The following is a 20,731-nucleotide window of genomic DNA, read 5'->3' on the forward strand; positions in this document are numbered from 1 at the left end:
TAGGGCGGGTTAGCTCAGCGTAACCCACCGGCCGCTGCCGCAATACGCTTTGCTATTGTGCGCCCTACGTGGGACTACTTCGTCAGTAATGCAAACGCTCCGCTCCAATCCTCTGGCGGCGGATTCTCCTGATAGCTGCGGATGCGCTTTTCATAGAGGCCGTAGAGTTGTTCGAGCGTATTGGCGACATCCGAATGACGGCCACGTTCGATCGCGAATAGCGCACCGTCCCAGTCGCGGCCGCGATAACAGGCGAGCATCTCGATAGTCAGGTTGCGGAGCGTCTGGAAGCGTTCGGATTGCATCACGTCCTCGCGTCCGGCGATGGCGTAGATCACTTCCGGCTCTTTCTTGCCCTTCACCATGATGAAGTCGAGTTCGAGAATGGCGAACTTGTCCTTGGCGGCGAGCGCGGTCTTCGAGCCGATGATGATCGGAAAGCCGTATTCCTTCGACTGGCCTTCGAGACGCGAGGCCAGATTGACGCTGTCGCCGAGCACTGAATAGTCGAAACGTAGATCTGATCCCATATTGCCGACCACGCAGATGCCGGTATTGAGGCCGATGCCGACATTGATCGGAATATAAACGTGGCCGCCTTGCGCGGCTTCGTCTTCACGCAGGTGGTTCAGCGCATCAATACGATCCAGCATGTCGAGTGCCGCATGACACGCATTGATCTGGTGCTGGTCGTCGTCGAGCGGCGCGTTCCAGAACGCCATGACAGCGTCGCCCATGTATTTGTCGATGGTGCCCTTGCGATCGAGGATTGCATTGGTGATCGGCGTCAGGAAACGATTCATCAGCGTGGTCAGGCCATGCGGATCGTGCTTGTAGGATTCCGAGATCGTGGTGAAGCCGCGCACGTCCGAGAACATGATGGTCATTTCACGCTCTTCGCCGCCAAGCACCAGTTTCTCCGGCGATTGCGCAAGCTGAGCCACCAGCGCCGGCGACAGATACTGGCTGAAGGCCGAGCGGATACGGCGGCGCTGTGCCTGTTCGCGCACGAAATTGCTGAAGATCAGCGTGAGATAAATCAGCGTAGTCGAGAGCAGGGGATAGGTGAAGTCGATCAGCAGGCGATGCTGCGTGTAGAAATACCAGGACGTACCGGCAAGCAGCGCCGCGAACACGGCGCCCATGATGACCAGAGTGACAGGTCCGAACATCGGGGCCAACCAGATCACGATGATGCCGAGAATGATCGCGATGCACAGCTCGGCGCCCCGCGCATAGGCCGGCTGCGACAGAACGGTTTTTGTCAGCGCGCTCTCCAGCACCTGCGCATGAACCTCGACGCCGGGGATCACGGCATCGAGCGGTGTCGTCTTGGTATCGAGCAAGCCGACCGCCGAGGTGCCGATCAGCACCAGATGCCGTGCGATCATGCCGGGCTGCACAGTGCCGTCGAGCACGTCAGATGCCGACACATAGATGCTGGGATCGCGCTTGGCGAAGTGCACCCAGATCCGTCCTTCGCTATCGGTGGGAATCTCCAGACTCCCGACGCGGATGCTCTTGATTCCGGCGCGGTCCGACTTGATGAGGATCGTGTCGGTGCCAGTGATGGCGCGCAGCATCTCGAAGCTCAGCGACGGCATGACCATGCCTTGCGCCTGCATCATCACGGGTACGCGGCGCACGAGACCGTCGCGCTCCTGGCTGATCGTGAACAGGCCGCGTCCCATGGCGGCCTTCTCCAGCAGGTCGATATTCCGGATCAGTCCGGGAAACGACAGCATGAACGGCTGCGGATCGCCGCCGAGCGTGGCCAATCCCGTCAGGGGCAGAGACTTGTCGAGCTCCGAAACGACATAGGGCAGGCCGGATTCGCCAAGGACCACGCGCGAGCGCCGGATGGCGTCGGCAAGAATCTGATCGTTGCTGGGCAGTGCCTTCAGCCGGGTGCGCGTCTCGTCGTCGATTCCGGAAAAGCTCTCGGCTGCGAGAGCAGGATTCAGCCGGTCCGGTTCGGGGAACACGATGTCGAAAGCGGTGACCACAGCACCAAGCTGGTTCAGCCTAGTGACCAGATCGGCGATGCGCGTGCGCGGCCACGGCCACTGACCATATTTTGCAAGGCTCTTCTCGTCGATATCAACGATCGTGACCGGCTTCGCCGTTTTCACGCGCGGTTGGATCACCTGATAGGTGTCGAAGACCCGCAGCCGCAATTCCTCGATGGCGGGCGGGTCGGCGATACGCAGCAGCGCGAGGCTCAGCAGCAGGACAAGACAGAACGCACGTGCCCGACCAAACTGCCACGCCAGCCGTCTCACTCGCCGCATGCGTTTCATGGTTGTCGGATCATTTCTCGCGGAAGGCGCGCATCAATTGATCGCTTAGCGGCTTGGCGAGATAGGACAGCATGGTGCGGTCGCCAGTCTGCACGAAGGCTTCGACGGGCATGCCGGGGATCAGGCGTACATCGCCGAGCTTGGCGACTTCCGATGCCGGCATCGAAATCCGGATCGTGTAGTAACTCTGCCCGGTGCGCTGATCCGTCGTCGTATCCGGGGAGACGCGGCTGACGGCGCCGTTGAGCTCCGGCGTAGTACGCTGATTGAAGGCGGAGAGGCGCAACAGTGTCTTCTGGCCGATCTGCAGCTTGTCGATGTCCTGCGGATTGACCCGGGCTTCCACCGACAGATTGTCGGTCTGCGGCACGATCAGCATGATCGCATCGCCGGCGGTGATGACGCCACCAACCGTATGCACGGTGGATTGCAGCACCATGCCGTCCTGCGGCGCGCGGATATCAATGCGGCGCAACTGGTCCTCGGCGGTGACCTTGCGTTCGACGAACTCGCCTATCTTGTCATTGGTCTCGCGCAAATCCTTGGAAACTTCGCTGACCAGATCCTTGTCGATCTGGAAAATCTGCAGCTCGATCTCCGTGATCTTGCCCTTGGCTTGGGCACGGGCGGCGATGAACTGCGCCCGTTCGCCGGCGAGGCGGGCAGCATCGCGCTCCAGTACAGTCAGGCGCGAGATCTGGACTAGTTGCTGATCGAACAGTCCGCGGACGCCGACCAGTTCCTTTTCGACCAGCGCGATCTCGCGGGTCTTGGCCGTCTCCTGTGCGGTCAGGCCGGCGATCTCTTCATTCAGCTGCGCAATGCGCTCGCGCAGCTGCTGTTTCTGGCCGACACGGCCGGTCGAGCGCACATTGAACAGTTTTGTCTCGCTGGCGATGACATTCTTCACGTCGAATTCGGCGAGTTGCTCCAGCAGCAGCGGCGGAAAGGTGATGAATTCAGCACCGCGCTGCTCGGCCTCCAGCCGCGCTGCGCGGGCCCACAATCCGTTGAGGTTCTTGGTGACGATGGCGAGGCCGGCTTTGGTCACAGTGTCGTCGAGGCGCACGACGACATCGCCAGCCTTCACCACGTCGCCGTCGCGGGCACGCACTTCGCCGACGACGCCGCCGGTCGGGTGCTGGACTTTCTTGACATTGGAATCGACGACCACCGAGCCCGGCGCGATCAGAGCGCCGGAGATCTGCGCGGTCGACGCCCAGCCGCCCAAACCGCCTGCGAGCACAAGCACAACGACGAGGCCGATAATGAGGTGGATTCGGATCGAGCGGCGCGATCCTGTCAGCGGCGTAGTCATGGCTTGGCTACTCCGCCGTCGGCGACGATCTTGATCGGCTGTGCTGCCGGGCGCTGCAGCACCTGACCCAGCACGGTCTCCTTCGGCCCGAAGGCCTGCATGCGACCATCCTTCAGCACCAACAGCATGTCGACGCCTTCGATGCCGATCGGCCGGTGTGCAACGACGATGACGATGGCGCCGCGCGTACGGGCCGCGCGCACGGCCTTGGTCAGCGCTTCGTCGCCTTCGGTATCGAGATTGGAATTGGGTTCGTCCAGAACGATCAGGAACGGATCGCCGTAAAGCGCACGTGCCAGCGCGATGCGCTGCGCCTGACCGGCGGAGAGAACGCCGCCGTGATCGCCGACCTGCGTGTCGTAGCCTTCGCGCATGCCGACGATGAGGTCATGGACGCCAGCCTGCTTTGCCGCGGCGATGATATCGTCATCCTTCGCATCGGGATTGAAGCGGCAGATATTATCGGCGATGGAGCCGGAGAACAGTTCGACGTCCTGCGGCAGGTAGCCGATATGGCGGCCGAGATCGTCCGGCGCCCATTGCTCAAGTGCTGCGGCATCGAGCCGGACATGACCGCGAACCGGTTTCCAGACGCCGACCAATGCGCGCAGCAGCGATGATTTGCCGGAGCCCGACGGTCCGATGATGCCGAGGCCGTTGCCGGCATTGAGCGCAAAGGTGATGTCGCTGACGGTGATCTTCTGTTCACCCGGCGGGGCAATGCTGACGCCTTCAATGGTCAGTTTCTGCGACGGATCTTGCAACTGGGTCAGTGCTGTTTGCTCCGGTAGAGCGTGCAGCAGCCCGTTGAGCCGATGCCAACTCTGCCGGGCGGTGACAAAACCCTTCCAGTGCGCGATCGCGAGGTCGACCGGCGCCAGCGCGCGAGCGCTGAGGATCGAGCCGGCGATGATGATGCCGGCGGTGGCTTCCTGATTGATCACGAGATAAGCACCGACGCCGAGCACCGCCGATTGCAGGATCATGCGCATGACCTTGGCGATGGCGCCGAGACCGCCGGCGACATCGCTGGTGCGCTGGTTGCCGGCCAGATAGGTCTCATTGGCCTCGCGCCAGCGCTGTGTCAGACGCCCGGCCATGCCCATCGCGACGACGACTTCGGCATTGCGCCGGCTGGCCGAAGCGATGCCGCTGCGGCGTGCCGCAAGACCGTTGGCCTCGCGCGCAGGTTCGCGGGTCATGATTTCAGTGAGGATCGTGAGACCCACCAGCAGCACTGCGCCGACCAGCGCGGTGACGCCGATCATCGGATGAAACGCAAAACAGATCGCCAGATAGAGCGGCAGCCAGGGCAGGTCGAACAGCGCGCTCGGTCCCATGCCGGAAAGAAATGAGCGAACGTTGTCGAGGTCGCGCAGCGGCTGCAGACCTTCGTTGTGGCCGCCGGCCATGAGCGGAAGCCTCACCACGGTCTGGAATACGCGGGGGCTCAGCGCTTCATCCAGCGAACTGCCGATCCGCACCAGAATGCGCCCGCGCAGCAGGTCCAGAATGCCCTGGGCCACATAAAGCCCGCCGGCCAGGACGACGAGACCGACGAGAGTCGGCACGCTGCGGCTCGGCAGCACGCGGTCATAGACCTCGAGCATGAAGAACGAGCCGGTCAGATACAGGATATTGATCATGCAGCTCATCAGCCCGACGCCCAGAAAGGCGCCGCGGCAGGCCCGCAAGGCATCGCCGAGCTCGGTCCGCGCCGGCAGGCTGGAAGTTCGTGACAGGCCACGCTGCATCGTCAAGCCTTTGCGGATCATGCGGACGGCCGCTCGTCAGGCGCCGATCTGACAGCCACTATGCCATCAGTCAGGCTATTTGTGCAGGTGCTGTCGGCGGGACGGTTAACGGCGGAGCCGCGTTACGCCACGCTGGAATAGGGGTGGACGATGAAGTCGCTGGCGTGCAACTGGGACATGTGCACGTTGGTGAGCTGCAGCGTGTCACCGCCATCGAGGTGGATCAGGGTATTGTCTCCCTTTTGCTCGATTCCGCCGGACAGTTCCCAAAGGGTCAGCTTCAGATCGCCGAAGGGGCCTGAAAGATTGGGCACGCCACGAATGTGGTCGAGCACGATCTTGTCGGTGCCCACTTTGAAGTCCGTGATGATATCCTTGTCAGCCCAGCCGCTATGTGGCCCGAAGACGAATTGATCGGCACCTTTGCCACCCGTCAACGTGTCGCTATTGCCTGTCGCGAAGATGACGTCCTGCCCGTCCGTACCGTTCAGTGACACCTGAGTATTGGACAGGAGAGGTGCTGTATTGAAGATGAAATTGACATGCTCGCTGGCGCCGAATCCGTCAGTGACGGTGACTGCAACGGTGGCTTGAGGCGCGTCTGAATCGGAAGGCTTAAAGGTGAAACCGTCTTCGAGGTAGTGGTCTATCGAGGACAGCGATCCCGACTTCACCACCGTGCCGTTGATATCCAGTTTATAGCTCTCACCGCTGGACCAATCCTTGTCTCCCACCGACACGTCGGAAATCTTGAAATAGCCGTCGTGGAGCCTGGAAAGCTCAGCCGATGACGTATCGATTTCGGGCGCGTCATTGCTCCATGTGATTTCGGTGCCGCCGTGATGGTCGGAGTCGATGTCGAGATGCTTCAGCACGCCTGGATCGGTCAGCGTGAAATAGTCGTTCTTGCCCCAGCCGTAATGCACATCGACGACGCCGTTGTGCTGGTCGAACCAGAGCTGCCAGGGTGAAATGCCCTGTAATTCGATCGAGTCGCCATAAGACAGACCGGAAACGGTCCCGACGAAGTGAGAGCCGCGATCCAGGATCAGTTCGTCGCTGCTGATGCCGGAGAATGTCACATTGGCGTCCGACCAGCCGCCGAATTCCAGCGTGCCACCGCTGATTTTCGCGGTGCCGTGACCGGTGACATTGCCGTCGATCTCGAACAGGCCGGCATAGGCTTCGATGGTCCCGTAATTGACCAGATCGCCCTTGATTTCGAGGCCGCCGGTGGCCATCGACGCGATGACGCCGAAATTGATCAGGCTGCCCTTGCCGGTGTCGATAATCAGCGCGTGCGAGCAGTCGGATGCGATGATCTTTCCGTCGCATTCATTGACGATGCTGAGCTTGCCGGCGCCGAGCTGGCCATAGCCGTTGATCGTGTTGTCGGCATTGACGAGTTTCGAATTCAGGGAGTCGCCGGTGATCTTGTCGGCCGTGCCGTCGAGGGTCACGGTACCTTCGCCCTCGAGCGTGACGGTGCCGTGGATCAGCAGGGTCGCTCCGGCGGTGTGATCATCGACGATGAGCTGTCCTTGATTCTGGACAGTGCCATTCACTTCGACCGTGGTTCCTGGGTTCAGGATGATGCTGCCGGCATTCGTCAGTTCGCCGATGCTGAGTGTGCCGGTGCCGGTGAGATTGATCGTCGTGCCGGACGCGACTTCTAAACTGGCGACGTCGATCGCGATGCCCAGAATGAGTGTAATGCTCGCGGTGTCGAAAACAGCGGTATCGGTCGGGCCTGGCACGTGCGCTGGTGACCAGTTGGCTGGATCGTACCAGTTGTCGTTTCCGGTTTGTCCGGTCCAGGTGCTCGTGCCGGTGTAGGGTGGTCCGTTGATGGTGATGGATATCTGCTGTTCGGAACCGTCAGCCGTCTTCACCGTGAAGGTTTCGTTCAGGGTATCGTCTGGACCCAGAGCCGCAACAGTTGCGTTGCATCCGTCGAGAATGAAGGTCCATTGCCCGGCGGCAGTGATCGTGAAAGTGCCATAGCCATGGGTGGTCGATGCAGGCGTTGAAACTGCCTGGAATGTATTCGGCGCATTATCGACATCGGTGTCAGTGAGTGTGCCACTGACTTCTGTTGTCTCTCCTCCTACGGCAACGGAACCCGTCGTGGTGCCGGAAATGACAGCAGCATCGTTGGTGCCGGTCACGGTCCACGACACCGAAGCTGCCGTTGTCGTGTGACCGTCAAAGATACCATAAGTAACGGTGACGATGGTCTCTACACCTGCACCGAGATATTGGTAGGCGTTGACGCTTGGATCCAGCGAGAACGAATGCGTTTCCAAGTCAAAGGTCACGCCGGGAGGCAGGTTCGTCGGAATATTGACGACCGTCAGCGTGGTGCCGTTGTCGATGTCCGTCGCATGGGCCAGCGCATCGAGCGTAACAGGAGAGGCTGCGTCTTCGATCGCTGTGCCGAGGACGGCCCCGCTGACGACAGGCGCATCATTCGTCCCCGTAACTGTAATCGTCTCGGTCTGCGCGACGGTCGCCCCATGGGCATCGATGACGTTGTAAGTGACTGTGATGGTCGCGGTCTGGCCTTCGCCGAGATAGGCAAAGGCGCTGGGATCGACATGCAGCGTCGTGCCGGTCAGAGTCACGCCGGTCGGTGCAGCCTGTTGTGCGGTGCCGCCATTTAGCGCGAATTTGACGTTGCCGACGGTCAGCGTCGCCGTTTCGCCGAGATCGGCATCGGACGCGCCGGCGAGCAGATTGAAACTCTGCGCGCCGTCATTCTGGCTCGCTGCAGCGGTTAGCGCTGACAGCACGACCGGCGCATCATTGGAGCCATCGACCGTGAAGGTCAGAGTCGCGTGAGTCGTGTCCGGCCCGGACTGGCTGTCGAAGCCGATAGTGTAGATGGCCTTCTGTCCTGCGGCGAGGAACTTGAACGCCGCCGGATCGTAGCTGACATGGCCGGTTTGTGGATCGACGGTGATCAGCGATTTGAGGTCAAGCGACGTGGGCGTGCCGCTCGGGCCACTCGCTGAAATGATATGCGCTGTGCCCGGTACATAGGGTGTCGCAACGTCGCCGCTATCCGGATCGGTGATCTGGACCTGATCCTTGATGTCGAAGCTGGTCTTGTCGACCGGAAGCATCACGACAACCGGAGCGACGGTGACGATCGGCGCGGTATTGAAGCGCGTGAAGGTGACATCGATCGGTGGCGTAGTAGAACCATCGCCCTGCAGCTTGATCGGGACAGTATACGGCTGGTTGGGCAGATAATCCGGAAGAATGAACTTCAAAGGATCGGGGCTGGTGCCGGAATTGGGATCGGACGGCGAGGAGCCTCCACCGGATCCGTTACTGCGCGGGTTGGCGTTCGGCAGGTAGTTCGGGAAGTACTGCTGCAGAGTCTGCTGGATGATCGCCTGGGCGGTCGGCGACAGCGGATCTGCGATGCCCGTGGATGTATCGCCATTGCCGAGCACGCTGGTGACCTGACCGGCCGTATTGACTGTGCCGATCGCCTGGCCGCTGGTCTTGCTATACAAAACGTAGGAGCCGGTCGCGCCGTTGGGCTCGAGCAGAACCTGGAATTTCACCGGCGGTGCACCGCCCTGTCCGGGCACTTCGAAACCGATTTCGACCAGCACGGCGGTGCCGCGAATGCCCATCGTCGCCACCGGCGTATCGACGCGCATGTTGCCATGTTTGGCTGTTTCGCCGGCAACGAAGGTGATCGTACCCTGCACGAGGCTGAGCAGGGATGAATTCGACGATCCGTTGGGATCGTAGACCATCTCGTTCAGTACCATGCGTGCGTTGGCCGAGAGGCCAAACACGGTGCCATCAATGAAAGTCATGGTCAGCGATGAGTCTGCGCCAGCCTGGACCACGTCGCCCTTCTGCACCTGGTCTCCGACATTGAGCATCACAGAGACGCCATTGCGGATCGCAGTCGCACTGCCGGCTAGCTTGCTGATGGTACCGATGACCTGGGCTGCAGCATTGGCGCCGCCGCCGAGCTGGGCGAGCTGCACTTCGCCAACAAGGGCAGTGACGAGATCGCCGGACAGTTGCGCGCCATCGGGCGACGACAGAGCTGCGCGCAGCGAACCCTTGAAATAGTCGGAGACGACGTGTTCGTGTCCGTCCTTTGACAGGACGAGATCGACGCCGGAGCGCTTGTAGTCGCCGGAAAACAGCAGGTTAGCATCCTGCACGACAATCGTGGAACCGGCTGCATGAGCGGAAAGCGTATGGCCAATACTGCCGTTGCCAGCCGTTGGTTCGGCCGGTGCATCGGCAGATTGCGAAAACTCGAATGGACCCGCGTAGTTCAATGTCTACCGCGCATGGTTATGGTTATTAATTAGCTAATTTATGAGCCATGCATACCACCGCGGGGTGCAATGCGATAGTGGACGTCTGCGCATCATTTTTCAGACTATCGGCTATTTTGTGAAATCATCCAGATACCATTGATCCATATATTGAATTTTTGTTAACGATGTTCCGAGTTCAGGCTGTGTTCCCGGTTCCGGAAATCGACGTCGCCGGAACGAATGCATGAGGTAATATAATCCCTCCCGCACGAGGCTTTTGGCCATTTCGATAAAATTGTCGTCAAGCCGGTTAGCCCCTTTTCAGCCTGTCCGCGAACTTCGCCGACCCGGCTAACCCCTTTTAATTCCGTCGAAAATCAGCCGCCTCAAGATGGCCCCACAAATGATCCGGTCACGTGCGAGCAGCCCTGCTTGCCGATGCCCGGACAGACGGGGCGTCTATGATGTGGACTTCTGTTTTTGCGCGGGTGCGCCGCGCGTCTGTACTGGCCTTGGGGCTGGTGATTTTCGCGGCACCCACGGATCTCCTGGCCGGAACGGCCTTCCCTGACCAGGCGATCGGCGCTGTCGACCGGCCTGCGGAGCCGTTTGGCCTCACCACATCTGCGCTGCCGGAAGGCGAGCTCAAAGCCAAGTGGCGTGGGGTGGAACGCGAGCAGGACGACGAGCAGCTTGCCCTCGAGCTTTGTGCCGAGACGCCCGTCCGCTGCTCGCCTGAGGCAGCGAAGTTTCTGGATATCATTGGCGATGCCAGTGCCCGCGACGGTCGCGCACGTATGGGTGAGGTCAATCGCGCGATCAATCTGGCGGTTCGGCCCGGCGATGATCTTGTGCTCTATGGCGCAATGGATGTCTGGCGTTCGCCGCTGGCATTGTTCGCCACGGGTGCCGGCGATTGCGAGGACTACGCCATCGCGAAATTCACCGCATTACGTGCTGCCGGCGTCGCGGCCGAGGATCTGCGCGTCGTGATTCTGCGCGATACGCTGCGCCAGGAAGACCACGCCGTGGCTGCCGCCCGTCTCGATGGCCGCTGGTTCATGCTCGATAACCGGCGCATGGCTATGATCGAGGACGTCAACATGAAGAATACCAGGCCGCTCTTCGTGATGGATCACAACGGCATCCGGCAATATGTCGATGCCCCGCTGCTGGCGGCTACGCAGCGTCCCGTTACGGATGAAGCAGCGCTGACCACGCTGGCCTATAGCGCCAAAAGGACATCGGGCCGCCCCGCGCTGTAAGCGGAACGGCCCGATCGATCGAAGCTTCAGTCGGCCGCCTGTTTTAGGCGGCGCGAACCTTGGTCAGGAAGTCCGTCACCGCCGATTGCAGCATGCTGGCCTGTCCGTCGAGCTCACGCGCGCCGCTGAGAACCTGGCCGGCCGCTTGTCCTGTGGCCGAGGCTGCTGCGTTGACGCTGCCGATATTGGTGGCGATTTCGCTGGAGCCGGTCGCCGCCGCCTGAATATTGCGGGCGATTTCGCGGGTCGCAGCGCCTTGCTCTTCGACGGCGGATGAGATCGCCATCGAAATCTCGCTCATCTTCTCGATGGTTGCACTGATATTGCCGATCGCCGAAACGGCATCGCCGGTCGTCGATTGCATGCTGGCGACCTGCGCCGAGATTTCCTCTGTCGCCTTGGCTGTCTGGGTTGCCAGGGCCTTCACTTCCGAGGCGACGACTGCGAAACCACGCCCCGCTTCGCCCGCACGGGCGGCTTCGATGGTGGCATTGAGCGCCAGGAGGTTGGTTTGTGCTGCAATCGTGTCGATCAGCTGAACCACAACACCGATCTTCTCAGCTGCGCCAGACAGGAGCTGAACCGTCGCATTCGTTCGGTCTGCTTCGCCGACAGCCTGCCGCGCGATCTCGGTCGATTGCGCGACCTGCCGCGAGATTTCCTCGACGGACGCGGTCAGTTCTTCCGCTGCAGCGGCAACGGTCTGTACGTTACTCAGTGCCTTCTCCGACGCCATGCTGACGCTGGCGACGCGATCGGTGGTTTCGGTTGCGGTGTTGGTCATGGACGACGCGGTGGCCTGCATTCCGGCCGCCGACGTCGCAACCGATTTCACGACGCCGTTGACGCTTTGCTCGAAGCCATCGGCAAGGCTGTTCATCGCCGACTTGCGTTCTGCAGCGACGCGCTGCTGGACGGCTACCTCTTCCTGCTCGAGGCCGTGCATGCGGATCGCATTGTCCTTGAACACCTGCACCGTCGTGGCCATCGCACCGATCTCGTCGCGACGGCCGGCGCCGGGAATTTCGGCTTCCAGCTTGCCGTCAGCGAGATCCTGCATGCGGGTGCCGAGCTGAGCCAGCGGCCTCGTGATGCTACGGGCGATGAACCAGGCGATCAGTCCGGCGATAACAGCGATGCCGAGGATCGCTGTTGCCAGTGACCAGATGATCGGCGTCATCTTGGTATCGAGATCGTCCAGATAGGCGCCCGTACCGGCGAACATGTTCCAGTCGGGGATCGCCACGGCGTAGGAGAACTTGCGAATAGGTTCGGTCGTGCCCGGCTTCATGTATTCGTAGTACAGCGTGACATCGCCCTTGGCGGCAACACCATCGCGCAATTCGCGGGTCAGGGAGCGGCCATTAACGACAACGTCCAGGCGGTTGGTGCCGAACTGCTTGGGATCTGGCGTCGCCAGTGCGATGCCGTTCATGTCATAGGCGAAGACGTAACCGTTGCCGCTGTCGTAGGTCATCGTGCGTGCGCGCTTGACGAACTCCTGGATGGCAGCATCCTTGGTCATCTCGCCGGCAGCTACCTGCTTCTGCAGGCCGAGCGCCATATTGCGCGCGGTATCGACGATGGCGTGGACCTGCTCCATGCGCGCGCTTCGCATCTCCATGCTGACCAGGCGGGTTGCCTGCACACCTGCCAAGCAGAGGCCCAGCAGGGTAACACCAACCAGAAGTCCGAGCTTCGCAGAGATCGGCAGGTTATTGAACAGCTTCACAGCAAATATCTCCAGCAACGTCGCGAGCCATGCAGCGATGGCGGTACAATGCTGCACAATATGCATGTGCCGATTAGAACTTCCTTAATCGTGATAACGGCGCCGCGAACTAGGTCGCGTGTTGGAAGCCGAGCGACTTCTCCCGCAATTTCAGTGCACTGCGCGTGTTTGCCCGCTTAAAATACGCCTTGCGCGGGGGCGCCTCCGCGGCGTCAAATGCGAACTACAAAAACAAATAACAGGGAAACGATATGGGGCGTCTCGACAACAAGGTCGCTGTCATCACTGGGGCGACGAGCGGTATCGGGTTCCGTACAGCGGAAGTCTTCATCGAGCAGGGTGCGAAAGTCGTGATTGCCGGGCGTCGTGCGCCGGAAGGCCAGGCGCTTGCTTCGAGGCTTGGCGCAAATTGCAGTTTCCGTCAGACCGACGTTACCGATGAAGCGCAGATGAGCGCACTGATCGATCATGCAGTCGAGAAATTCGGCCGCATCGATTGCCTGTTCAACAATGCCGGTGGCCCGGCGCAAACCGGTGGTATCGAGGGCCTCGACGTCGATCGCTTCGATGCGGCGATGGCGACACTCGTGCGCAGCGTCATGCTCGGCATGAAGCACGCCGCCCCGCATATGAAGAAGCAGGGCTCGGGCAGCATCATCAACAATGGCAGTATTGCCGGCCGGCTCGCCGGCTATTCGTCCTCGGTGGTCTATGGTGCCGCCAAGGCCGCGGTCATCCATTTGACCAAATGCGTGGCGATGGAGCTCGGTGAGAGCGGCGTGCGCGTCAACAGCATCTCGCCAGGCGCCATTGCGACCGGCATCTTCGGCAAGGCGCTGGGACTGTCGGTGGAAGCAGCCGAGCAAACGCCGGCGCAGATGCGCGAGGTGTTCAAGGCTGCACAGCCGATCCCGCGCGCCGGTCTGCCGGACGATATCGCGCATGCCGCGGTGTTTCTGGCGAGCGACGAGTCGTCTTTCGTCAATGGCAACGATCTGGTGGTCGATGGCGGCGTCACAGGCGGTCGCAACTGGAGCCAGCAGCAGCAGGGCTATGTCGCGATGCGCAAGGCGTTCGGCCAGGACAATGGCTGACGGGCAGGGGAGCGAAGAATGTCCATCACATGCGATGCGATCGCACCGAGACTACCTGAAACCCGGTACGTGCCTGTTGCAGTTGCCGCTGGACTGATGTGTGCGATTGCCTTTGGCAAGGCACTTCCGGCGACGATGGACGCCTTGTCGACCGTTCTTGCGCCGCTCTGCGCCGTCAGTAATGGCGCCAGCGCCAATCCCGGCGATGCGGTGGAACTGATCACGTCGCATGCGCTGCCGAATGTGCCGGGAAAGCGCGTGACCATTGTGCGCGTGTCCTATGGACCAGGCGGCTTCAGCGCGCCGCATCGTCATTCCGGCACGGTGACAGCCTATATTACCAAGGGGGAGATTCGCTCGCAGCTCGGCGGCGGGCCGGTCGAGGTCTTCAAGGTTGGGCAGTCATTCTTCGAGCCGCCGGGCGCGACGCATCTCGTTTCGGCCAATGCGAGCAATACGGAGCCGGCCGAGCTGATCGCAGTGTTTGTGGCCGATGAAGGCGCGCAGCTTACGATGCCGCTGGACTAGTTGCGGTGGTCAAGGCTGGCGCCTTTGGCATGACGCGGCCATGCCGTTGCAGGAAGGACAAACCTGCGGCCGTCACTTGAACGATGGAGCCATGTCCGGTGATGTGCATGCGCGTGGCAAATCCGCGGTCGATGCAGTCTTCCCACACCGTCAATCGCGGACAGGATGTTCGCCATGCATCGAGCACGTCGGCATGGGATCTGGGCTCGCGCGCGATCCATTCCAGGAGATCAAGGATCAGGGGATCGAGGTCATGGGAATCGAGCTGAGGGACATCAAGGTCATGGGGCATGGCATTGTTTGCCTCCCGTGATCGGGGCCGGCGCAATCCGCACCGCCCTGTGCTATCCATACGCATATAAGCACATAATAAGAACCGGGAGACATTCCATGTCCAGAATTTTGCGAGTCTTGCTTGTTGCTGTGGCAACCCTTGCTGCCGCAGCCAGTGCGCCCGGTGCGGTGCAAGCGCAGACCAAGCCCAAAGTCACGTCGCTGGGCCCCGATTTTCCGAAGACCGAGATCTTCATCGGCAACAGCTTCTTCTATTTCAACAACAGCATGCATAGCCACGTGCTCGCGCTGGTGCGTGCTGCCGACCCCGCCAACAGGACGAGCTATCAGGCGACCTCGGTGACCATCGGCGGCTCTGGCTTCGAATGGCATGATGTCGAGAGCTATTTCCGCCCCAACGCCATCGCGTCCTATTCCTTCGACGACAATAACAACATCATCTTCAGCAAGCGCGAGCGGCTGTTCGACGCCGCGATCATGATGGATTGCAGCCAGTGCCCGATCCATCCCAAGCTGAAGTCGGTCTTTACTGAATATGCGAAGAAGGATGCGGACATCGTCAGGGCGCATGGAGCGAAGCCGATCTTCTTCATGTCCTGGGCCTATGCAGACAAGCCGGAGATGACGGCGGAACTGGCCGAAGCGTATACGGTCGCGGGCAATGCCAATGATGCGCTGGTGATTCCGGCGGGTCTCGCTTTCGCAAAGATGCGGGCGAAACAGCCCGAGCTGAATCTGTATCAGCCTGATAGGCGCCATCCGAGCATGGCCGGCACGTACCTCGCGTCCTGCGTCATATTCAGCGCGCTGACGGGACGTTCGCCGGTGGGCAATCCCTATCTCGCGGGTCTCGATGACGCGACTGCAAAGATGCTGCAGACGGCGGCGTGGGAAACGGTGCAGGACTATTACGGGAAGTGAGAGTTACTCGCGCGATACGCTTTCGCCCATGTTTGTCGTCGCCTGGTTCGACCGGGCGATCCAGTAATCGCTGACGCGGATATCGAACATCAGCGCCTGCGTTGACTGGATCACCCGCTTTCGCGGGTGATGACGATCAGGAGGGTGACGCACTCTGGCGAGCCCGGAAGATAGCTACCCCTTCTTCTGCAGATCCGGCGCATTCACGAGCGGGATCGCCACGCGTCCCGGCCCCGTCAGCGGCAATGCCGCCGCCGCTTTCTCGTTGGCCATGATCTTGGCCATCACGGCTTGTCCGGCGCGCTCGAACACCTCGCGATTCTCGATCACGAATTGCTGTGACTTGCGCAGCGACGCGATGTGGCCGTTGATCTCCGGCACCACATAGCGCGCCACCATGTCCCAGCTGCGCCGTGTGTTCTCCGGATTGGCCCAGTCATGCACGAAGCCGATGATGGTGCCGACGCCGCCCGAGACCTGCATCAGGTTCTTGATGGTCTTGATGAGATCATCCGGCGTGCCGATGGTCGAGGCCGCATTCTCGCCGCCTGCAGTCTTTTCCACGGCGTCTTCGGGCGAGGTGAAGGGTTGCAGGCCCGGCCGCTGCAGCGTGCCGACGTTATATTCGTTGTGCCAGCGCATCAGGCCGGGGCCGGCCTCGCGCTCTGCCTGTTCGCGCGTCTCGGCAATGTGCCAGGACAGCAACACACGCCAGTTGGCGCGATCTACCGTGGTGCCGTGCTTCTTCGCGGCGTCCTCTGCAAAACCCCATTGCGTCGGCAGCGCCATCAAGCCCTGCGTCGACATCGAGCCGAGCGAGATGATGCCGATGCCGTATTTGCCGGCCAGTGTCATGCCAGACGGTGAGATCTGCGACGCCACCACGAATGGCATCTCCTCCTGCAGCGGCAGGATCTGCAGTGCGGCGTCGTTCATGGTGAACCAGTCGCTCTTTGCGGTGACGCGTTCACCGTTGAACAGCCGGCGGATGATGGCGATGGCTTCGTCCTGGCGATCCCGCTGGCTCATCGGGTCGATGCCGAGCGTATGCGCGTCGGAAGCGAGGGCACCCGGGCCGGAGCCGAAGATGGCGCGGCCGCCGGTCATGTGATCGAGCTGTACCATGCGCTGGGCGACATTATAGGGATGGTGATAGGGCAGCGAGATCACGCCGGTCCCCAGGCGAATGCGCTTGGTGCGCTCGCCTGCCGCGGCGAGGAACATCTCCGGCGAGGCGATCATCTCCCAGCCGGACGAGTGATGCTCGCCGCACCAGAATTCATCATAGCCGAGCGCATCCAGCTGCTCGACGAGATCGAGGTCCCGCCGGAACTGCAGCATCGGATGTTCGCCGATCGGATGATGGGGTGCGAGAAAGGCGCCGAACTTTACGCGAGCCATAAATGTTTCCTCTTTGTAATGTTTTTTAATGTTCTCGGTGCGCGCAGCCTATGGCCACATGTCGCGGCATTCAATGCAATCCGCTGCATGGCCGCGACGCGCTGCCGCACAATGCCGTCTTGCGGAACGATTGGGCGGATCACCATTTGATGCCTGCACCGCTGCGTTTCCCGCAGGCGGGCAGGAGGACCAATGAGCTACTTCAAGACCGCTATTCTGCTGGCTGGCATGACCGCCCTGTTCATGGGCGTCGGCTATCTCATGGGCGGCGCGTCGGGTGCGATGATCGCGCTGGTGGTTGCTGCCGGCATGAACATGTTCGCCTACTGGAATTCGGACCGCGCGGTGCTGTCGATGCACGGCGCCCAGCCGGTTGATCCACGTAACGCTCCGGACCTGTATCGCATGGTCGGCGAGCTCGCAAACAACGCCGGCCTGCCGATGCCCAAGATCTACATCATGGACAATCCGCAGCCGAATGCCTTTGCAACCGGTCGTAATCCGGAGAACGCTGCCGTTGCCGTGACGACGGGGCTGATGCAGCAGCTCACGCGCGAAGAACTTGCCGGCGTGGTGGCGCATGAGCTTGCGCATATCAAGCATCACGATACGCTGCTGATGACCATCACCGCGACAATCGCCGGTGCGATCTCGATGATCGCCCAGTTCGGCATGTTCTTCGGCGGCAACCGCAACAATAATGGTCCGGGCATGATCGGTCAGATCGCGCTGATGATCCTGGCGCCGCTCGCCGCCATGCTGGTGCAGATGGCGATCAGCCGGACACGTGAATATGCCGCCGACGAGATGGGCGCGCGGATCTGCGGCCAGCCGATGTGGCTTGCCTCGGCGCTGGCCAAGATCGACAACGCCGCGCATCGGATTCCCAACGAGGATGCCGAGCGCGCGCCCGCGACCGCGCATATGTTCATCATCAACCCGCTGTCAGGGCGCGCCATGGACAACCTGTTCACCACGCATCCGGCCACGCAGAACCGAATCGCAGCGCTGCAGCAGCTTGCGGGTCAGATGGGTGCGCAGTCGAATGCGCCGACGCGCAGTGCTCCGGCTGCCAGCGGCTTCTGGAACGGTGGTCAGTCACGTCCGCGCGGTCCGTGGGGCTAGAAAGCCACTTCGACTTAACAGCATTTGTCGCCGCGCAGCACTGTCCGGTTCAATGAAAGCCGGGCATGGCTGCGCGGCTATTCGCTGCGCTTTAGTCCGCTTGTTTCCGCGTTCTGAATCGTCATCGTATGCGTTCCTGAAACGGGGACGCATGACTCATGCTCGGACGCATTCTGACAGTTGGCTTGTTTATTTTGTTCGGCATGAGTGCGGCACAGGCCGACGCGACTATTCCCAACAAGGATATTGCCGGTGCCCGGGATAATGCGTTGCTGAAACGTTACGACGGCTCCTTCATCATCAGCTATGAGCGGCTCGCCTTTACCGACTTCACGATCCCGCTGTCGAAGCTGGAAAAGACCGGCGATAGCGACCGCGATCGCATGAACAATCAGGTCTACAAGCCGAACAAGCTGCTTGAAGTGGAAGGCGCACGAACGCGCATCACCTATCTGCTGCCGGCCAATCGTTCACCGCTCGAAGTGCTGCGGAACTATCAGGATGTCGTCAAGGCAGCCGGCGGCGAAGTGCTCTATAACTGCAAGACCGATGACTGCGGCGGCGATCCGACGCGCTCGGCTGCCGGCGGCGGCGGCGATATGAGCCTGTTGATGTATTTCGTCGCTGAGGCGCAGCTGAAGGACGGTGATTTCTCCAACGGCAAATGCGCCATGGCGTCCCATCTGGACGATCAGCGTTTTTTTGCCGCCAAAATCCCGCAACCCGGTGGCGAAGCCTATGTCACCGTGCAGACCTATCTTGTGAAGGATGATCTGTATTGCAAGGCCTTCAACGAGCGCACGGTTGCCGTCGTGCATATCGTCGAGCCAAAGCCGCGCGAGCAGAAGATGGTGGTCGTGAAAGCAGACGAGATGGCGAAGACCATCGGCTCTACCGGCCGCGTTGCTCTTTACGGAATATTCTTTGACACAGGCAAAGCCGATCTGAAGCCGGAATCGTCGCCGACCCTGCAGGAGATTGCGGGTCTGCTGTCGTCGGATCCGAAGCTCGCCGTGCTGATCGTTGGCCATACCGACAATCAGGGCGCCTATGACTACAACCTCGATCTGTCGCGTCGTCGTGCGGAATCGGTCGTCGCCGCGCTCACCACGAGCTTCCGCGCCGACGGCAAGCGCCTGCGCGCAGCCGGTGTCGGCATGCTCGCACCCGCAGCATCGAACGATGCGGATGACGGCCGCGCAAAAAATCGCCGTGTGGAAGTCGTGAAGCTAAACTGATGGCCACGTGAAGGCCAGGCATTCTCCAAATTCGACCAAAGCCCAATAGTGTCGAAGAGGCTAACGGGGATATTGGTATCGGAAGTTGATGGAAAGGTTGTTGCCCGGACAGATAGAAGGGTGATTGCATGACGCCCGATGCCGTCGCTTTGGCCTCTATGGTCCTTCTGATTTTCTCGATGGGCTTCTTTCTGCTGTCGTCACCGGCCTTTCTATTGGTGAGGCTGGATATCCCGGAAGTGACTCAGTTACTGCGGGGCCTGTTCCGCTCCTATTTCCTGATGGTCGCTATCGCCGGTGTCATCGCGACAATGGCCTTTGCACTGGCGGGTCGACTGGTTTTCACCATCGGCATCGGCTTGATAGCGGCTTTTGCGATCTGGGCGCGGGGCTGGTTCTTGCGACGGATGGATAGCCAGCTGAGCGCCAGAGATGCCGGTGATGCCGACGCGGTGCGCCGGCTACGACGGATGCATTGGGGTGGCATGGTGTCGAATGCACTCCAACTTGCCGTGGTCTTGGGGAGCATCCCCTATGTCATGTCAACTTGATCAGGTTTGCGAAAAGAGGCGGTGAACGTGCTTGCGGGCAGGCTACGTCCGCCGGCCGTTCGATGCGGATTGGTGTGTGACGCGCCGATGATACGTCGCGATGGAGAATGCAGATGGGCAAATTCTCTTGGCGTTGGTTGTCACGACAGAAGTCCAAATCCCCGGATGCCGGCGTGCATTCTTGTGAACGGTTTGAAGGCGGAGATCGACGTCAGTTGCTCCACGCGCTGTCAGCCATCGCTGCTGGTGGCGCTTTGGCCGGGATACCGCAAAGCTCGGAGGCGAAAGATTCCAGCGACCTGCCACGTCCCAAACGGGCACTCACCGGCCGTGATGAATCAGGCAAGTCGGTGTTCAAGTCCTTCGACGTCACGTCCAAGGTTGTGGAGATCGATGCCAATCCCGGCCTGACGTTCTACGAACTCTACATGACCGAGAGAGTGCCTGGACTCACAGGCCTGGAGCCTGACCCGATGCTCAAGGGAACGCGCGCTTTTCCCGGCCCGGGAGGAACGATGTTTCGCCTGATTTCGTATCCGCCCAAGCGACCCGAAGGCTGGAAGCCGCCGCCCGGCGTCACGTTCGAGAGCGGGCTGAAAGAAATGTCGGACAAGGTCCCTGGCATGGGGGACCATTTCGAGCGCGATGCTCCGGGCATGCACACGTCGGATACCATCGACTATGGAGTCGTGGTTCGCGGCGAGATGACGCTGGAATTGGACGATGGACAGAAAGTCCATTTACGTCAGGGCGATTGCGTCGTGCAGAACGGGACACGCCATCGCTGGCGCAATCCGTTGCCGGAGCCCTGCCTCATGGCCTTTATTTCGATTGGCGGAAAGCGTGGCTAGGACCCAGGCATGCCACGCGTGACGTCAGGCCATGAATCTATGTGGCCATGGCGTTTCTACG

15 protein-coding genes are annotated in these 20,731 nt (G+C 60.9%); 8 read left to right on the forward strand and 7 right to left on the reverse strand.

The window, feature by feature from the left end; all coding sequences use genetic code 11:
* Nucleotides 1-74 precede the first annotated feature (74 nt).
* From CIW50_RS03420 to CIW50_RS03435, 4 genes are all read right to left on the reverse strand, one after another.
* On the reverse strand, nt 75-2,300 hold the full coding sequence (locus CIW50_RS03420; RefSeq protein WP_149529838.1) for a CHASE2 domain-containing protein: 2,226 nt from the start codon (nt 2,298-2,300) through the stop codon (nt 75-77).
* A 10-nt stretch (nt 2,301-2,310) separates the two neighbouring features.
* Entirely contained in the window at nt 2,311-3,618 is a 1,308-nt protein-coding gene (locus CIW50_RS03425) for an HlyD family type I secretion periplasmic adaptor subunit (protein WP_149529839.1), read from the reverse strand.
* Nucleotides 3,615-5,372 (reverse strand): type I secretion system permease/ATPase, encoded by a 1,758-nt coding sequence (locus CIW50_RS03430; protein WP_149530395.1) that lies wholly within the window; start codon nt 5,370-5,372, stop codon nt 3,615-3,617. The genes CIW50_RS03425 and CIW50_RS03430 overlap by 4 nt, the downstream gene beginning before the upstream one ends.
* A 122-nt stretch (nt 5,373-5,494) precedes the next feature.
* Nucleotides 5,495-9,568 carry a VCBS domain-containing protein gene (locus CIW50_RS03435; protein WP_246664121.1) on the reverse strand — a complete coding sequence of 1,358 codons (4,074 nt, stop codon included), beginning with the start codon at nt 9,566-9,568 and terminating at the stop codon, nt 5,495-5,497.
* Nucleotides 9,569-10,134: 566 nt separating this feature from the next.
* Here CIW50_RS03435 and CIW50_RS03440 point away from each other — a divergent pair.
* Nucleotides 10,135-10,935 (forward strand): transglutaminase-like cysteine peptidase, encoded by an 801-nt coding sequence (locus CIW50_RS03440; RefSeq protein WP_149530396.1) that lies wholly within the window; start codon nt 10,135-10,137, stop codon nt 10,933-10,935.
* Between the two features lie 43 nt (nt 10,936-10,978).
* On the opposite strand, the gene CIW50_RS03445 is transcribed toward CIW50_RS03440, so the two are convergent.
* Entirely contained in the window at nt 10,979-12,667 is a 1,689-nt protein-coding gene (locus tag CIW50_RS03445) for a methyl-accepting chemotaxis protein (protein WP_149530397.1), read from the reverse strand.
* A gap of 251 nt (nt 12,668-12,918) precedes the next feature.
* On the opposite strand from CIW50_RS03445, the gene CIW50_RS03450 reads away from it, so the two are divergent.
* Together CIW50_RS03450 and CIW50_RS03455 are read left to right on the forward strand one after the other, a co-directional pair.
* Nucleotides 12,919-13,761: an SDR family NAD(P)-dependent oxidoreductase gene (locus CIW50_RS03450; RefSeq protein ID WP_149529841.1), complete on the forward strand. Its 843-nt coding sequence runs from the start codon at nt 12,919-12,921 to the stop codon at nt 13,759-13,761.
* Between the two features lie 18 nt (nt 13,762-13,779).
* Nucleotides 13,780-14,289: a cupin domain-containing protein gene (locus CIW50_RS03455; RefSeq protein WP_149529842.1), complete on the forward strand. Its 510-nt coding sequence runs from the start codon at nt 13,780-13,782 to the stop codon at nt 14,287-14,289.
* Here CIW50_RS03455 and CIW50_RS03460 read toward each other — a convergent pair.
* Nucleotides 14,270-14,581: a hypothetical protein gene (locus CIW50_RS03460; RefSeq protein ID WP_149529843.1), complete on the reverse strand. Its 312-nt coding sequence runs from the start codon at nt 14,579-14,581 to the stop codon at nt 14,270-14,272. The genes CIW50_RS03455 and CIW50_RS03460 overlap by 20 nt on opposite strands.
* Before the next feature lie 98 nt (nt 14,582-14,679).
* Here CIW50_RS03460 and CIW50_RS03465 point away from each other — a divergent pair, with 98 nt between their 5' ends.
* Nucleotides 14,680-15,504, forward strand: coding sequence for an SGNH/GDSL hydrolase family protein (locus CIW50_RS03465; protein WP_149529844.1), 825 nt, complete (start codon nt 14,680-14,682; stop codon nt 15,502-15,504).
* A 174-nt stretch (nt 15,505-15,678) separates the two neighbouring features.
* On the opposite strand, the gene CIW50_RS03470 is transcribed toward CIW50_RS03465, so the two are convergent.
* Nucleotides 15,679-16,905, reverse strand: coding sequence for an LLM class flavin-dependent oxidoreductase (locus CIW50_RS03470; protein ID WP_149529845.1), 1,227 nt, complete (start codon nt 16,903-16,905; stop codon nt 15,679-15,681).
* A 192-nt stretch (nt 16,906-17,097) separates the two neighbouring features.
* On the opposite strand from CIW50_RS03470, the gene htpX reads away from it, so the two are divergent.
* The 4 genes from htpX (at nt 17,098) to CIW50_RS03490 (ending at nt 20,670) form a co-directional block, all read left to right on the forward strand.
* A complete protein-coding gene (htpX, locus tag CIW50_RS03475; RefSeq protein ID WP_149529846.1) occupies nt 17,098-18,030 on the forward strand; it encodes a zinc metalloprotease HtpX in 933 nt (310 codons plus the stop codon).
* 158 nt (nt 18,031-18,188) lie between these two features.
* On the forward strand, nt 18,189-19,268 hold the full coding sequence (locus CIW50_RS03480; RefSeq protein ID WP_149529847.1) for an OmpA family protein: 1,080 nt from the start codon (nt 18,189-18,191) through the stop codon (nt 19,266-19,268).
* Nucleotides 19,269-19,396: 128 nt separating this feature from the next.
* The gene (locus CIW50_RS03485) at nt 19,397-19,819 is read left to right on the forward strand and encodes a hypothetical protein (RefSeq protein ID WP_149529848.1); all 423 of its coding nucleotides are present in this window, start codon (nt 19,397-19,399) and stop codon (nt 19,817-19,819) included.
* A gap of 113 nt (nt 19,820-19,932) precedes the next feature.
* Complete coding sequence (locus CIW50_RS03490; RefSeq protein WP_246664122.1) at nt 19,933-20,670, forward strand: cupin domain-containing protein; 738 nt, start codon at nt 19,933-19,935, stop codon at nt 20,668-20,670.
* The last annotated feature ends 61 nt before the right edge of the window (nt 20,671-20,731 follow it).

Source organism: Tardiphaga sp. P9-11 (genome assembly GCF_008329525.1).
Classification (GTDB): Bacteria; Pseudomonadota; Alphaproteobacteria; order Rhizobiales; family Xanthobacteraceae; genus Tardiphaga.

What these genes read in the sequence shown, in the direction of transcription:
- CIW50_RS03450 (WP_149529841.1), top strand. Translation starts at nt 12,919, where the DNA reads ATGGGGCGTCTCGACAACAAGGTCGCTGTCATCACTGGGGCGACGAGC.
- CIW50_RS03460 (WP_149529843.1), bottom strand. Translation starts at nt 14,581, where the DNA reads ATGCCCCATGACCTTGATGTCCCTCAGCTCGATTCCCATGACCTCGAT.
- CIW50_RS03480 (WP_149529847.1), top strand. Translation starts at nt 18,189, where the DNA reads ATGCTCGGACGCATTCTGACAGTTGGCTTGTTTATTTTGTTCGGCATG.
- CIW50_RS03420 (WP_149529838.1), bottom strand. Translation starts at nt 2,300, where the DNA reads ATGAAACGCATGCGGCGAGTGAGACGGCTGGCGTGGCAGTTTGGTCGG.
- CIW50_RS03470 (WP_149529845.1), bottom strand. Translation starts at nt 16,905, where the DNA reads ATGGCTCGCGTAAAGTTCGGCGCCTTTCTCGCACCCCATCATCCGATC.
- CIW50_RS03440 (WP_149530396.1), top strand. Translation starts at nt 10,135, where the DNA reads ATGTGGACTTCTGTTTTTGCGCGGGTGCGCCGCGCGTCTGTACTGGCC.
- CIW50_RS03485 (WP_149529848.1), top strand. Translation starts at nt 19,397, where the DNA reads ATGACGCCCGATGCCGTCGCTTTGGCCTCTATGGTCCTTCTGATTTTC.
- CIW50_RS03425 (WP_149529839.1), bottom strand. Translation starts at nt 3,618, where the DNA reads ATGACTACGCCGCTGACAGGATCGCGCCGCTCGATCCGAATCCACCTC.
- htpX (WP_149529846.1), top strand. Translation starts at nt 17,098, where the DNA reads ATGAGCTACTTCAAGACCGCTATTCTGCTGGCTGGCATGACCGCCCTG.
- CIW50_RS03430 (WP_149530395.1), bottom strand. Translation starts at nt 5,372, where the DNA reads ATGCAGCGTGGCCTGTCACGAACTTCCAGCCTGCCGGCGCGGACCGAG.
- CIW50_RS03455 (WP_149529842.1), top strand. Translation starts at nt 13,780, where the DNA reads ATGTCCATCACATGCGATGCGATCGCACCGAGACTACCTGAAACCCGG.
- CIW50_RS03465 (WP_149529844.1), top strand. Translation starts at nt 14,680, where the DNA reads ATGTCCAGAATTTTGCGAGTCTTGCTTGTTGCTGTGGCAACCCTTGCT.
- CIW50_RS03490 (WP_246664122.1), top strand. Translation starts at nt 19,933, where the DNA reads ATGGGCAAATTCTCTTGGCGTTGGTTGTCACGACAGAAGTCCAAATCC.